Below are 13,596 nucleotides of genomic sequence, written 5' to 3'. Positions count from 1 at the left end.
GCGAATCCGGCGAGCAGGTGAGCGGAGCGCCCGGGGTCGACAACCGTTCCCGCAGGGTGGGGTCGGCTATGACCAGGACGGCCTTGAGTTGGTTGATCGCCTGGGTGCGGGCCTTGACCGCGGAGTCCTTGGCAAGTTTGTACATTCCGGCGCTGTGCACCGGACCGTCGCCGGATGTGGCGCGGGCCTGGGCGCGACCACTGAGCCCGGCCCGCTCAGCAGCCAGCGCATCGAGCGGGTCCGACTTCTCGAGCAGACGGCGGACCGTGCGGTCGGGCCGGTTCACTTCGTAGGTACGGTGCGCCGGGCCGGTGTGTTGGGCACCGGCACCTTCGGAGCGGGCCTGTCCCGCTACCTTCTCGCTCAGCACGTCCAGGTTGACCACGGCGTACGCCGCCCCCTGGCGAGGCCGGAGTGGCCAGTCGGTCAACGCTCTGTCGAAGTCTGAGGCGGCCCGAGGAGGCAGGGCCGACTGTGCCTCCGCCGGGCCCCGCCGGGCCCATGCTCGGGCACCGGCAAGGGAGGCCGTCATGCACTACGGCCACCGGCTCATGCCTTGATCATCAACGCTTCGGCCGGGCTGAGCCCCTCATCGCGGGCACGGGCCCTCCGGCAGGAACAGGGCGGGCTGGACCGGCCCTCACGTCATTCGGGTCCACGGCCACCATGCGGCCTCCCTGAGAGCACCCGCGGTCACGGATACTTCGTACGGGCGGCTGAGGCTTGCCGGGTGTCCGCGCCGGAGCTGACGTGTCGCTGGGTGTGCTGGGGGCCGTGCCAGTCGAGGCACATCACGGTGACGTCGTCCTCGAGGCGGCCGCCTGCCGCGTCGAGGACTGCGGAGGTCAAGATCAGCGCGGTCTCCCGCGGGTGCAGATCCCGGGTCTTCTCCAGCAGGTCGGCAAGGTCGACCTTGTCTCCGTGACGTTCGAGCATGCCGTCGGTCAGCATGAGCAGACGGTCACCGGAGCGCAGATCGATGTCCTGGACGCGGTAGGGCTGGGGTAGGCGTACGGACAGCCCGAAGGGATGGTCCACCTGGCAGATGATCGTCTCCGTGATCCCGTCGCGCATGCGCAGGGGCCAGGGGTGGCCGGCGTTGACGAGCTGGGCCCGCCCGGTGTGGAGGTTGATGCGCAGCAGCTGCCCGGTGGCGTGGCCGCGGTTGTGGTCGGCCAGGGCCTGGTCGGCCAGGTGGGCCTGCTCCGCGAGACCGGCTCCTGCGCGGCGGGCGCCGCGCAGGGCGCCCACCAGGACGGTGGCGGCCAGGGCGGCGTCGATGTCGTGGCCCATGGGATCGGTCACCGAAATGTGCAGGGTGTCGCGGTCCAGGGCGTAGTCGAAGGTGTCGCCGCTGAGGGCCGCGGAGGGCTCCAGACTCCCGCACAGAGTGAACTGGGCGGCCTCGCACGAGAGCGACGGCGGCAGCAGCTGGTACTGGATCTCCGCTGCCAGGGTGGGTGGCCGGGAGCGTTTGCCCCAGGTGTACAGATCGGTGAAGCGCCCGTTGGCGATCACGACGTACGCCAGCACGTGGGCGGCTTCCCCGACCGCTTCCAGGACGTCCGGGGCGGGGGTGGCCGGCAGGAACAGTTCCAGCAGTCCGATGGCGTCTCCGCGGTTGGTGACCGGCACGATCACCCGCTGCCCCTGGTCTGTCGCCTTTTGATAGGGCCGCTGGGTTCGGATCACGACCTCGTAGACGCTGCCGAAGAGAGGGATCCGCTCCGCCTCCCGCCCGTCCTCCACCGCCCCGGCCGTGGAGAGCCGCGCCACTGCCCTCCCCGTCAGATCGACGATGAGGAATGAGACCTTCGTGGCGCCGAAGCGCCGCAGCAGCTCCTCCGCGAACACGTCGACGGCCTCCACCGGCGCCGCCGTCTCCGCAGCCGTCAGCAGCTCGGGATACCCACTGCGCCCACCACTCACGACCGCGGTCCTTTCACCCCCCTAACAGAGTGGAAGCTGCCACGCCGAGCGTCAACCGCGGCCGATCACGGGCCATGCTTCACTGCACCGCCGCGATCAGGCGACGGCCTCGTTCGCTGACGGTCAGGATGCGACCGACGGCCGGCGTGCTCGAGTCAGGCTGAGGTCTTCGGCTGCGCCCCGCCCCGGGTGCGCATTTGCTCGTTGATGCGCTGGGTTTCTTCGAGCCGGTCTTCGAGAACGACGATGCGGCAGGCGGCTTCTGTGATCGACCTTGACGGACGTCCGAGTGGCCCGCCGCACCGCACCGGTTGTCCTACGTCGACGCTCACACGAACGGCTTCGAATCTTTATTTTCCACTCCTGCGGTTGCTGCGCGAGTTCGGCCTCGACCTGCTGCGATCTCCGCTGCGGTGCGGGGGCGCGAAGGCGGCACGCCGACTGAACGCCGCGTGTCGACAGAGCCCGCGGTGCGCTCGATGGCGTGCCGGCGATCACCGACGCTGGGCAGGCTGACGATGCGGATGTGGTCGGCTCGGGCCGTACCCCGCGACGTGGTGTAGGGGGTCAAGCGCTCCGCGTTCCGGTTCGAGGCCCGTGGCGATCTCCGTCGAGGCGGCCGTCCGCGACGCGCCCCGCCGGAGCAGGGCGAATGCCCGAACCCGCGTAGCCACCGTCTCCGACCTGCGGATTCCGGCGCCTTGATCCCCTACACCACTTGGCGGGACGCCACCTCGGCTGGTTGCGTCCAGGGAAGTGGTGTACGGGTTCGACCTGATCCGGGGGTTTGCTCCGGCATCGGGATGAGGCCCGCACAGATGAACGGCCACCGGCTGATCTTCGAGGTGTCGAAGCCCGAAGGAGATCAGCACGATGTCCGCACCCGACAGTCTGCCCCTGCACGTCCTCGCCGAGGACAACCTCGCCGCGGCGAGTCCCGATCTGCTGCGCACGATGGTCAAGACGTTCGCCGACGCACTCATGTCCGCGGAGGCCGACGCCCTCTGCAACGCCGAATACGGGCAGGTCAGCGACGAGAGAGTCAACCACCGCAACGGATATCGCCCTCGCGAGTGGGACACCCGTGCGGGCACCGTCGAACTCGCCGTTCCCAAGCTGCGTCAGGGCAGTTACTTCCCGCACTGGCTCCTCGAACGCCGCCGGCGGCCGAGCAGGCCCTGATCTCGGTGGTCGCCACCGCCTACCTCCTCGGCGTCTCCACCCGCAGGGTCGAGAAGCTCGCCGAGTCCCTCGGCGTCACCCAGCTGTCGAAATCCCAGGTCAGCGCGATGGCCAAGCACCTGGACGAGCAGGTCGCCGCGTTTCGCAACCGGCCTCTGGACGCGGGCCCGTATGCGTTCGTCTGGGTGGATGCGCTGACCCAGAAGGTCCGCGAGGGCGGCCGCATCATCAACGTCCACGCGCTGATCGCCGTCGGTGTCCACGCGGACGGGCACCGCGAGATCCTCGGCCTGGACGTGGCCACCGCCGAGGACGGCGCCGGCTGGCTCGCCTTCCTGCGCTCCTTGACCGCCCGCGGCCTGTCCGGCGTCCAACTGGTCACCTCCGACGCCCACAGTGGCCTGGTGAACGCGATCGGCGCGGTTCTGCCGGGCGCCTCCTGGCAGCGATGCCGCACGCATGACGTCCGGAATTTGCTGAGCCAGGTGCCCAAGTCGGCCCATTGGTGGGTGGCCACGCTGCTGCGGACCGTCTTCGAACAGCCCGATGCCGACGCGGTCCAGGCCCAGATGCGGCAGGTGCTGGACGCCCTGGAAGCCAAGTTTCCCAAGGCAGCTGCCCACTTGGACGCCGCCCAGCACGATCTGCTGGCGTTCACCGCCTTCCCGCGTGAGAGCTGGCGGCAGATCTGGTCGAACAACCCGCAGGAACGGCTGAACAAGGAGATCCGCCGCCGCACCGACGTGGTCGGCATCTTCCCCGACCGCACGGCTCTCATCCGCCTGGTCGGCGCAGTGCTGGCCGAGCAGAACGACGAGTGGGCCGAAGCCCGCCGCTACATGGGCCTCGACCTGCTCGCCAAGGCCCGCCTCCACCCGATCGAGTCAGAAAACGACGACACCGACCTGCCCACCGAACTCACCGCATAGCCTCAAAGAAGAGATCACCGAGTGGCCGTCGATACACCACTCCAGCGGACGTGACCCGGGCCTGACCCGCGCCGGTCCCGATGACGTGAGCTGGTGGAGCTCATGCGACCGAGTACGTGTCCTCCTGTAGTGGCGCCCACGCCAACTCAGGCTTGGCGGGAGGGCGGGCTCAGGGAGCGAGGCTGAGTTCCGCCCAGACCGTTTTGCCGGGGTGGCGTCGGGTGACGCCCCAGCGGTACGCGAGCCGTTCGAGGAGCTGCATGCCGAAGCCGCCGGGCTCGGTGTTCTTGGTGGCACGCATGCGCGGCCAGCGGTCGCTGTCATCGCTGACCGCGATGCGCAGCAGCCGGCCGTTCCAGGTGAGCCGGATCAGGGGCGGGCCGACGCCGTGGCGGATGGCATTGGTGATCAGTTCCGAGACGAGCAGTTCGGCGGTCTGGATCATCCGGTGCTGGTGCAGCGGGCCGCCGAAACCTTCCACGCAGTCGCGGACCCAGTGCCGGGCGGCCGCGATGCTCGCCGTAACAGCGGGGAAGCGCGACTCGCAAGTCGGGAAGGTCGGTTCGCCATTCACGAGGTTCCTCCAGCCTGGGTGACGGCCCTGCTCTGCCGCCGGCCGGCGCCGCGTTCAGCCGGTCGCAGTCGTCTGTCGGGTTACCCCTGCCTGCCTGGTGAACCATCTGCGTCCGTCGGGTGACGGGCTGATCCTGTGAAGGGTTGATCGCCGCTGTCGACGGGACTGGTGGTGGCGGGCTGGAGTGCGCTGGCAGAATCTTCCCGTCACACGACATGAGGCCATGCCGGTCGCGCTGCCGCCGGGGCCCGAGGGTGAGGAAGCCGACATGGAACAGATTTCGGATGTGGAGATTCCGCTGGACCGTGATGTGTTCCTGCGGACTCTCGTGCGTGAGTTGGCGACGTCGCTGGAGTCGGTGATCGGTCTGGAGGAGGCGTCCGGCTACGTCAGCCTGGTGGGGCAGGCCGTCGGCACGCAGATCGACGAGATGTACCTCAAGGCACTGGGAACCGACCGTCTCAAGGGTGAGCAGGTCGCCGAGGCGCTGGTGGACCTCAAGCGTCGTATCAAGGGTGACTTCTACGTCATCGAGCACGACGAGACGAAGATTGTGCTGGGCAACCGGGTGTGCCCGTTCGCGGAGAAGGTGGTGGGCCGGGAGTCGATGTGCATGATGACGTCCAACGTCTTCGGCACCGTCGCCGCCCGAAACCTGGGCTATGCGCGGGTGGAGTTGGAGGAGACCATCGCGCGCGGCGACGCGGGCTGCCGGGTGGTGGTGCACCTGGTGCCCGACGTGGATGTCGAGACGGTGAGTGGCCGTGAGTACTTCGGCGACCGGGCTGTGGCTCCGTGACCCTTGGCCTCTTCCGGGCCATCACCAGACCGCTGCCCCATCCGGTGCTGTTGTGCGGGGCCGACGGCCGCGTGCTGGCCGCCAACCCGGCTGCCCGCCGCTGTGACGACCGGCTGCGCCCGGGCGCCAGCGTGTTCGATCTCCGGCCGGACGACACCCCGCAGCTGCGTCAGCAGTTGGCTGTGTGGCTGCGCAGCGGCAGTCCCGTGCCCGGCGCGCTGGTCCTCAAGGACGCCGACGGCCGCACGCGGCGCTTCCGCTGTCACGGAGCGCGGGCCACGTGGTGGGACGGCCCGCAGCCGGCCGTGCAGTTGCATCTCGTCGAGGCCGGGGCGTCGGACCAGTTCGTCGTGCTCAGCCAGCAGGTGGAGGCGCTGAACCGGGAGGTGGCCTTCCGCCGGGCCACAGAAGTGGACCGGGCGCGGCTGCTGGCCGCCGAACAGGCCGCCCGTGCCCAGTTGCAGCATCTGTACGACCTGACCGCCGCCCTTGCCGGTGCGATCACACTCGCCCAGGTGTCCCGCGCTGTCAGCGACGTGGCGCCGGCGGCCCTGGGGGCCACCGCGGCCGAGCTCTATCTGCACTCGGCGCGACTGGTTCCGCCCCTGCAGCCGGAGGACAATGGCCTGCCGGCCGGCGCGGGCGGCTGGACCGACCTGGACCGGCCGTCGTCCGCGGACGGCCCGCTCCCCCGTGAAACCGCGGACACGGTTCCCTTTGCCCTGTCCCTGGAAGCGGACGGCGTCCACCTGGGCATGCTGATCGTCTACGGCTCGCCCAACGCCACCGCTCCCGAACACGTGACAGCGGTCGCCCAGCAGATCGCCCAAGCCCTGCGCCGAGCCGGCCTGCACGAGCACGAGCACCGAGTCGCCGAACGCCTGCAGCTCAGTCTGCTTCCCCAGCTGCCACAGCTGCCCGGTCTGGAGTCGGCCACCTGCTACGCCCCGGGCAGTGACCTGCTCTCGGTCGGCGGCGACTGGTACGACGTCTACGACGTGGACTCCGATCACATCGGCCTGAGCATCGGCGACGTCGCCGGCCACGGACTTCACGAAGCAACTGTCATGGCACAGATCACCGCCGCCCTGCGCAACATCGTGCCGCGCTGCGGCACCGACCCCGCAGCCGTCCTGGACGAACTCAACACCTTCCTGAGCCGCTACCACCCGAACCGCATGGCCACCGCCTGCTACCTGGTCTTCGAGCGCCGGACACGCACCCTGACCTACGCCAGAGCAGGCCATCCGCCGCCGCTGCTCATCCATTCCGACGGCACCAGCGCCTACCTCGACCACGCCACCTCACCACCTCTCGGGCCCGTCCGGAACATCCGCTACCGGCAGGCCGACACCACCGTGACCGAGACCGACACACTGCTGCTGTACACCGACGGCCTGATTGAGCGCCGTCGCGAGGACCTCGCCATAGGAATGGAACGGCTGACCGAGTTCGCCCACACCACCAGCAGCCTGAGCATCACCGAGCTGTGCGACCGGTTCCTGCACCACCAGCCCGAAGCGGCGTTCCCCGACGACCGCGCCCTGCTCGCCGCCCGCTTCCCCTCACCCTCCTGAGCGCGCCTCCGCTCAGCGACAGCAGGGCATAGGGGCGCCGAGGACGGCGTGAGCCCTTGCCCCTGGCAGGCCGGTGCCTGGCAGAACGAGAACGCTCAGCTCCGTCGACACACTCCCTGGCCTCCTGAGTCGCCATGCCGACCAGTGTCTTCCGGCGCCTTCCCTCGCCAGCCGACGGCGACGGGCCGCTCCTCGACGAGGCGGCCGGACCTCGCCCTTGTCCTGTGGCGGGCGGAGGCCGTCCCGAGGGGGAGCGGGCCGGCTGTCCCGACACGGGACAGAGCAGTCGCAGACCGAGTGGGTCGGGGCCAGTTATGACCAGGTATCCCGCGTGCCACCCACCTGATGGTCCGTCGGAAGTAGCCTCAAATGAGCGTCGGGACGGTTTCCCCTTCCCGAAATGCACAATGTGGCACGTGTCCTGGTACCGAGGGGGGTGACCTGCGGCTTCGTGGGTCGAGCACGAACGGCCAGACCCGAAGAACCCGAGAAAACCGCAGATCAGAGCCTCTTTACCGCAGACTCAAGAATCGCCACGCACTCCACGTGCGACAGTCATGAGAACAGGTCGACCCGACCCGCCCAGACCGGCATCATCCGGGGAAACGGCAGGTCATGAGCCCTTTGGCGCGGGCTCGAGAATTGCCACGCACTCCACGTGCGACGTCATCGGGAACAGGTCGAACGCGCGCAGCATCCGCACCCGGTACCCCCCGTCCCGGAAGTACGCCAGGTCGCGGGCGAGGGCTGCCGGGTCGCAGGCCACGTAGGCGATGCGGCGGGCACTCAGGGACGTCAGGTGTTCCACCGTCCTGCGGCCCGCGCCCGCGCGGGGCGGGTCGAGGACGATGAGGTCGACCTCGGTGATGCCGGTGCGCGGGAGGACCGACTCGACCTTGCCCTGTTCGATGCGGACCCGCGGGAAGTCCGCGAGGTTGTGGCGCGCGTCCTCGACCGCTCGCTTGCCGGACTCGATGCCGAGCACCGCCCCCTTCTCGCCCAGGCGGTCCGCGAGGGCCCCCGCGAAGAGGCCGACACCGCAGTACAGGTCCAGCGCCATCTCGCCCTTGCGCGGGAGCAGGCCCTGCATGACCGCGGTGACCAGGGTGTCCGCCGCCTTCGGGTGGACCTGCCAGAAGCCGCCGCTGCCGACCCGGTGGGTGCGGCCGTCGGCGCGCTCACGGACGAAGGCGCGGCCGTGGACGCGGTGGATGCCGCCGTCGTGCTCGTCGACCCGCATGACCGAGACCGGCCTGTCGAGTTCGACGAGGGGCAGGCGGGCGCCGGGACGGGGTTCCAGGATCACCATGCGGTCCTGGGAGCCGGTCGCGGCGATCGCCTCCACCGAGGCCATGCCGGACCAGTCGCGCTCCTCGATGCCCAGCTCGCTGACGCCCGGCGCCGCGATCATGCAGTGCTCGATGGGCTCCACCTCGTGCGAGCGGTGCCGGCGCAGTCCCGCGTTGCCGTCGGCGTCGACGGCGTACTGCACCCGGGTCCGCCACTGCGGCACCTCCCCCGCCGGCAGCTTGTCGCCCTCGGCGGGCATCACCGTGCCGTCCCAGCCGACGTCCTCGGGCGTGAGACCCGCGAGCCGCCGCAGCTGTTCGGCGATCACCTCGCCCTTGAGGCGGCGCTGGGCGCCCGGCTTGGCGTGCTGCCAGTCGCAGCCGCCGCAGCGGCCGGGGCCGGCGTAGGGGCAGGGGGCCTCGACCCGGTCCTTGGACGCGTCCACGATGTCGACCGCGTCCGCGCGCAGGAAGCGGGCCCCCTCCTCGCCCTCGGTCACCCTCGCCACGACCCGCTCGCCGGGCAGCGCGTGCCGGACGAACAGCACCTGGCCCTCCGCGGTCCTGGCGATGCAGTGCCCGCCGTGCGCGACCGGGCCGACCTCGACCTCGTACTCCGTCCCCACCAGCGATTTCTTCGGTTCTGCCTGCATGGCGGGATGACTCCAGATCGAGGGGAGGGGGAACGGTCCGGGCACGGACCGACGACAGCCCACCAGTCTACGCGGTCGCCCGGACCCCCCGGTCAGCTCCCGCTGTGCTCCTTCGGCCGGTGCTCCGCGGGACCGCGCCGCACCGCACCCGGGGCGTTCCACTCCTGCCGCTTGCGGGCCCGCTTCTTCGCCGCCTCGGAGGACGCCAGCTGATAGGGCACGGAGGTCACCATCACGCCGGGCGTGAAGAGCAGCCGGCCCTTCAGTCGCAGGGCGCTCTGGTTGTGCAGGATGTGCTCGTACCAGTGGCCGACGACGTACTCCGGGATGATCACGGAGACCGCGTCCCGCGGGGACTGGGCGCGCAGGCCCTTGACGTACTCGATGATCGGCCGGGTGATCTCGCGGTACGGGGAGTCCAGGACCTTGAGCGGCACGTCTATCCCGCGCCGCTCCCACTCCTCGCGCAGGGCCTTGGTCTCGGCCGGGTCGACGTTGACGGTGAGCGCCTCCAGGGTGTCGGAGCGCATCAGCCGGGCGTACGCGAGGGCCCGCAGGGTGGGGCGGTGGATCTTGGAGATCAGGACGACGGAGTGCACCCGGGAGGGGCGGGCCAGGTCGTCGTCGGGTTCCTCGGGGGCCACGATCTCCTCGGCGACCCGGTCGTAGTGCTTACGGATCGCGGTCATCGTGGCGTAGAAGATGCACATGCCGAGCAGCGCCACCCAGGCGCCGTGGGTGAACTTCGTGACCAGGACGACGACCAGCACCAGGCCGGTGAAGAAGGCTCCGAAGGCGTTGATCGCGCGCGAGCGCATCATGTGGCTGCGCTTGGCCGGGTCCGTCTCCACTGCCAGGTGGCGGTTCCAGTGCCGGACCATGCCGGTCTGGCTGAGCGTGAAGGACACGAACACGCCGACGATGTAGAGCTGGATGAGGCGGGTCGAGTCGGCGCCGTAGATGACCGTGAGCAGGGCGGCCGCGCCGGCGAGCAGCACGATGCCGTTGGAGAAGGCGAGCCGGTCGCCGCGGGTGTGCAGCTGGCGCGGCAGGTAGCGGTCCTGGGCGAGGATCGAGCCGAGCAGCGGGAAGCCGTTGTACGCGGTGTTGGCGGCGAGGAAGAGGACCAGGGCGGTGGCGGCGGCGAGCAGCACGAACAGGAAGCTGCCCTTGCCGAAGACGGCCTCGGCGACCTGGGAGATCACCGGGTTCTGGACGTAGCCGGAGCCGATCGGGACACCGCCCCGGATGAGGTCGGTGGCCGGGTTCTCGGCCATGCGGACCTTGGTGGCCATGGCGAGGGCGATGATGCCGCAGAACATCGTGACGGCCAGCAGGCCCATCATGGCCAGGGTGGTCGCCGCGTTCTTCGACTTCGGCTTGCGGAAGGCCGGGACGCCGTTGGAGATCGCCTCGACACCGGTGAGCGCGGCACAGCCGGAGGAGAACGCGCGCAGCAGGAGGAAGACCAGGGCGAAGCCCGCGAGGCCCTGGTGCTCGGCCTTGATGTGGTAGTCCGCGGTCGGGGCGCGCATCGTGTCCCCGAGGACCAGGCCCCGGAAGGCACCCCACGCGATCATGATGAAGACGCCGCCGACGAACACGTAGGTCGGGATCGCGAAGAGCTTGCCCGACTCCTTCACGCCCCGCAGGTTCATCAGGGTGAGCAGCACGATCACGGTGACCGCGCAGAACACCTTGTGCTCGACGACGAAGGGGATCGCGGAGCCCAGGTTCTCGATGCCGGAGGCGATGGAGACGGCGACGGTCAGGACGTAGTCGACGAGCAGGGCGCTGGCCACGGTGAGGCCGGCCTTGCCCCCGAGGTTGGTGGTGGCGACCTCGTAGTCACCGCCGCCGCTCGGGTAGGCGTGCACGTTCTGCCGGTAGGAGGCGACCACCGTGAACATCAGCACGACGACCGCGACCGCGATCCAGGGGCTGAAGTGGTACGCCGACACGCCCGCGATGGACAGGACCAGCAGGACCTCCCCCGGCGCGTAGGCGACGGAGGACAGCGGGTCGGAAGCGAAGACGGGGAGTGCGATGCGCTTCGGCAGGAGCGTTTCGCCCAACCGGTCGCTGCGCAGTGCGCGCCCGATCAGGATCCGTTTGGGCACGTCGGTCAGTTTGGACACGAGAGAGGATCGTATGCCTTCCGCGTGGCAGGTCTCCAGCCGCGGGGCCGGATCTGCCTCACGGGTGAAAAAGGAGACGTGGGGAACTGCGGATTCCGCGGCCTACGCCCGATCCGTGCCTAGATGACAGATCCCGCCCGTCATCGCACTTCGGAGGTCACATGCCCGCTGCCGCTGAGCTGATCGGCGCCGCGGTCGCCCTCGTCGGCCTCGGAATCCTCACCGCCTGGAGCGTGCGCAGCATCACTCGCCGGTGAGCGTGTCCGAAGGGTGCCCGGCCGGGACGGTGCGTGTGTAGCTTGGGGCTCGGTCTGAGACCCTGATGTGGCTGAGCAGTAACTTTTGGACACCGGAAGGACGGTCGTGCACATCGTCATCATGGGCTGCGGCAGAGTGGGTTCCGCTCTCGCCCAGACCCTGGAGCAACAGGGGCACACGGTCGCCGTGATCGATCAGGACCCCACCGCCTTCCGCAGGCTGGGTCCCGGGTTCGGTGGCCGCCGGGTCACCGGGGTCGGCTTCGACCAGGACACCCTTCGTGAGGCGGGCATCGAGGAGGCCGGCGCCTTCGCCGCCGTCTCCAGCGGTGACAACTCGAACATCATCTCGGCGCGGGTCGCCCGAGAGATGTTCGGCGTGGAGAACGTCGCCGCCCGGATCTACGACCCACGGCGCGCCGAGGTCTACCAGCGCCTCGGCATCCCGACCGTGGCCACCGTGCGGTGGACCGCCGACCAGATGCTGCGCCGGCTGCTGCCCTCGGGCGCCGAGCCGTTGTGGCGCGATCCCACCGGCGGGGTGCAGCTCGCCGAGGTGCACGCCTCCCCGAAGTGGGTGGGGCACAAGATCAGCAAGTTGCAGGAGGAGACCGGGGTCCGGGTCGCGTTCCTGACCCGGCTCGGGGAGGCGATGCTGCCCACCTCGCAGACGGTGCTGCAGGAGGGCGATCTGGTGCACGTGATGATGCGGACGGACGACGTCGACAAGGTCGAGGCCGCCTTCGCCGGGGGTCCGGAAGAGGAGGGCGGTCACTGATGAGGGTCGCCATTGCCGGGGCCGGTGCCGTCGGCCGCTCCATCGCGGGCGAGCTGCTGGAGAACGGCCACGAGATCCTGCTGATCGACAAGGCCCCGACCGCCATCTCGGTGGAGCGGGTCCCCCAGGCGGAGTGGCTGCTGGCCGACGCCTGCGAGATCACCTCCCTGGACGAGGCCGCGCTCCAGCGCTGCAACGTCGTGATCGCCGCGACCGGTGACGACAAGGTGAACCTGGTCGTCTCGCTGCTCGCGAAGACGGAGTACGGCGTTCCGCGCGTCGTCGCCCGGGTGAACAACCCCAAGAACGAGTGGCTGTTCAACGAGTCCTGGGGCGTGGACGTCGCCGTCTCCACACCGCGTCTGATGTCGGCGCTGGTCGAGGAGGCGGTGAGTGTCGGCGACCTGGTCCGCCTGCTGCGCTTCAGCCACGGCGACGCCAACCTCGTCGAGCTCACCCTCCCGGAGGAGTCGGCCCTGGCCGGCACCCAGGTCGGTGACGTGGCGTGGCCCGAGGACACCTCGCTGGTCACGATCATCCGGGGCACCCGGGTGCTCACCCCTTCCCGGGAGGACTCCCTGGAGGCGGGCGACGAACTCCTCTTCGTGGCGGCCCAGGCCCGCGAGGAGCAGCTGGAGGACCTGCTGTCGGTACGGCGCGAGGACGACTGACGCGGAGCAGGTACGGGAGAAGGGCGCCCTCCGCTGCGGGGGGCGCCCTTCTCCGGTGTCCGGCTACTTGCGGTGGCGTCCGGCGGAGGGCTCGCCCTGCTCCGCCGCCAGGGCGGCCTTGCGCTCCTCCTCGGCCTTCTCCGCCGCCTCCATCTCCGCGAAGACGTCGATCGGAGCCGGTGCCTTCGCCAGGAAGACCCAGGTGAGCCAGACGGCGAGCAGGAACGGCGGGATCTTCAACGCGACCAGTACCCAGCCCAGTTGGGCGGTGTTGGCCCACCAGTACAGCGGGAAGAGGATCGCGCACTTGGCGAGCAGGATCAGGCCCCACGCCCAGCTGGCCTTGGCGTACGCCGTCTTGCGGCCCGGGTTGCGGGTGCGCCAGGAGAGGTTCTCCTTGAAGACCGGGCCGAGGATCAGTCCGATCAGGGGGACCCCGCAGAGGGTCGTGACGATGTACGCCAGCGCCAGGCCCAGCGTGTAGAGCATGCCGGGGAGGTAGAAGTCCTTGGCGTTGCCGGTCATCATCGCGAAGACGACACCGAAGGCGACGCCGAAGACACCGCTGAAGGCGTGCTTGACGGTGTCCCTCATGGCGAGCCGCACCACGACCAGCACCACGGAGACCGCGAGGGCGGCGATCGCCGACCAGTGCAGGTCCTTGTTGATGGTGAAGATCGTGACGAACAGCAGGCCGGGCAGCACCGTCTCGACCATGCCGCGCACCCCGCCGAAGGCCTCGAACAGCGCGGCCTCGGTCACCGCCCGCGCGTCGTCCTGAGCCTGCGTGTCTTCGGTCGGCTTGTCGAGCGACGTCACC

9 protein-coding genes and 2 pseudogenes are annotated in these 13,596 nt (G+C 69.8%); 5 read left to right on the top strand and 6 right to left on the bottom strand.

Features of this window, described 5'->3' with window-relative positions; genetic code table 11:
- Positions 1 to 693 precede the first annotated feature (693 nt).
- Together AB0958_RS17905 and AB0958_RS17900 are read right to left on the bottom strand one after the other, a co-directional pair.
- A complete protein-coding gene (locus AB0958_RS17905; protein WP_366891409.1) occupies positions 694 to 1,869 on the bottom strand; it encodes a PP2C family protein-serine/threonine phosphatase in 1,176 nt (391 codons plus the stop codon).
- Positions 1,870 to 2,084: 215 nt separating this feature from the next.
- A pseudogene (locus AB0958_RS17900) lies at positions 2,085 to 2,192 on the bottom strand (MerR family transcriptional regulator); the annotation flags it as partial.
- Positions 2,193 to 2,802: 610 nt separating this feature from the next.
- Here AB0958_RS17900 and AB0958_RS17895 point away from each other — a divergent pair.
- Positions 2,803 to 4,040, top strand: a pseudogene (locus AB0958_RS17895) (IS256 family transposase).
- Between the two features lie 169 nt (positions 4,041 to 4,209).
- On the opposite strand, the gene AB0958_RS17890 reads toward AB0958_RS17895, so the two are convergent.
- Complete coding sequence (locus AB0958_RS17890) at positions 4,210 to 4,614, bottom strand: ATP-binding protein (RefSeq protein ID WP_366891371.1); 405 nt, start codon at positions 4,612 to 4,614, stop codon at positions 4,210 to 4,212.
- A 223-nt stretch (positions 4,615 to 4,837) separates the two neighbouring features.
- Between AB0958_RS17890 and AB0958_RS17885 the strand changes: the two genes are divergently transcribed.
- Entirely contained in the window at positions 4,838 to 5,413 is a 576-nt protein-coding gene (locus AB0958_RS17885; RefSeq protein ID WP_366891370.1) for a methanogen output domain 1-containing protein, read from the top strand.
- Positions 5,410 to 6,990: a SpoIIE family protein phosphatase gene (locus AB0958_RS17880; RefSeq protein ID WP_366891369.1), complete on the top strand. Its 1,581-nt coding sequence runs from the start codon at positions 5,410 to 5,412 to the stop codon at positions 6,988 to 6,990. The genes AB0958_RS17885 and AB0958_RS17880 overlap by 4 nt, the downstream gene beginning before the upstream one ends.
- Before the next feature lie 613 nt (positions 6,991 to 7,603).
- On the opposite strand, the gene AB0958_RS17875 is transcribed toward AB0958_RS17880, so the two are convergent.
- Positions 7,604 to 8,932, bottom strand: a complete 1,329-nt coding sequence (locus AB0958_RS17875) for a TRAM domain-containing protein (protein WP_366891368.1) — start codon at positions 8,930 to 8,932, stop codon at positions 7,604 to 7,606.
- Between the two features lie 92 nt (positions 8,933 to 9,024).
- Entirely contained in the window at positions 9,025 to 11,070 is a 2,046-nt protein-coding gene (locus AB0958_RS17870; protein ID WP_366891367.1) for an APC family permease, read from the bottom strand.
- 363 nt (positions 11,071 to 11,433) lie between these two features.
- Here AB0958_RS17870 and AB0958_RS17865 point away from each other — a divergent pair, with 363 nt between their 5' ends.
- Together AB0958_RS17865 and AB0958_RS17860 are read left to right on the top strand one after the other, a co-directional pair.
- Entirely contained in the window at positions 11,434 to 12,105 is a 672-nt protein-coding gene (locus AB0958_RS17865; RefSeq protein ID WP_089104280.1) for a TrkA family potassium uptake protein, read from the top strand.
- Positions 12,105 to 12,776 (top strand): TrkA family potassium uptake protein, encoded by a 672-nt coding sequence (locus tag AB0958_RS17860; RefSeq protein ID WP_366891366.1) that lies wholly within the window; start codon positions 12,105 to 12,107, stop codon positions 12,774 to 12,776. Before AB0958_RS17865 ends, AB0958_RS17860 begins: the two co-directional genes overlap by 1 nt.
- A 63-nt stretch (positions 12,777 to 12,839) precedes the next feature.
- Here AB0958_RS17860 and AB0958_RS17855 read toward each other — a convergent pair whose 3' ends face one another.
- Positions 12,840 to 13,595, bottom strand: a complete 756-nt coding sequence (locus AB0958_RS17855; protein WP_366891365.1) for a DUF3159 domain-containing protein — start codon at positions 13,593 to 13,595, stop codon at positions 12,840 to 12,842.
- Position 13,596 lies beyond the last annotated feature (1 nt).

The sequence above is a fragment of the Streptomyces sp. NPDC006655 genome, from assembly GCF_040703965.1.
Lineage (GTDB): Bacteria > Actinomycetota > Actinomycetes > Streptomycetales > Streptomycetaceae > Streptomyces.
The sequence above is the reverse complement of the archived record's forward strand: the minus strand, read 5'-3'. Positions and strand labels throughout refer to the sequence as shown.

What these genes read in the sequence shown, in the direction of transcription:
- AB0958_RS17875 (WP_366891368.1), bottom strand. Translation starts at nt 8,932, where the DNA reads ATGCAGGCAGAACCGAAGAAATCGCTGGTGGGGACGGAGTACGAGGTC.
- AB0958_RS17885 (WP_366891370.1), top strand. Translation starts at nt 4,838, where the DNA reads ATGCCGGTCGCGCTGCCGCCGGGGCCCGAGGGTGAGGAAGCCGACATG.
- AB0958_RS17860 (WP_366891366.1), top strand. Translation starts at nt 12,105, where the DNA reads ATGAGGGTCGCCATTGCCGGGGCCGGTGCCGTCGGCCGCTCCATCGCG.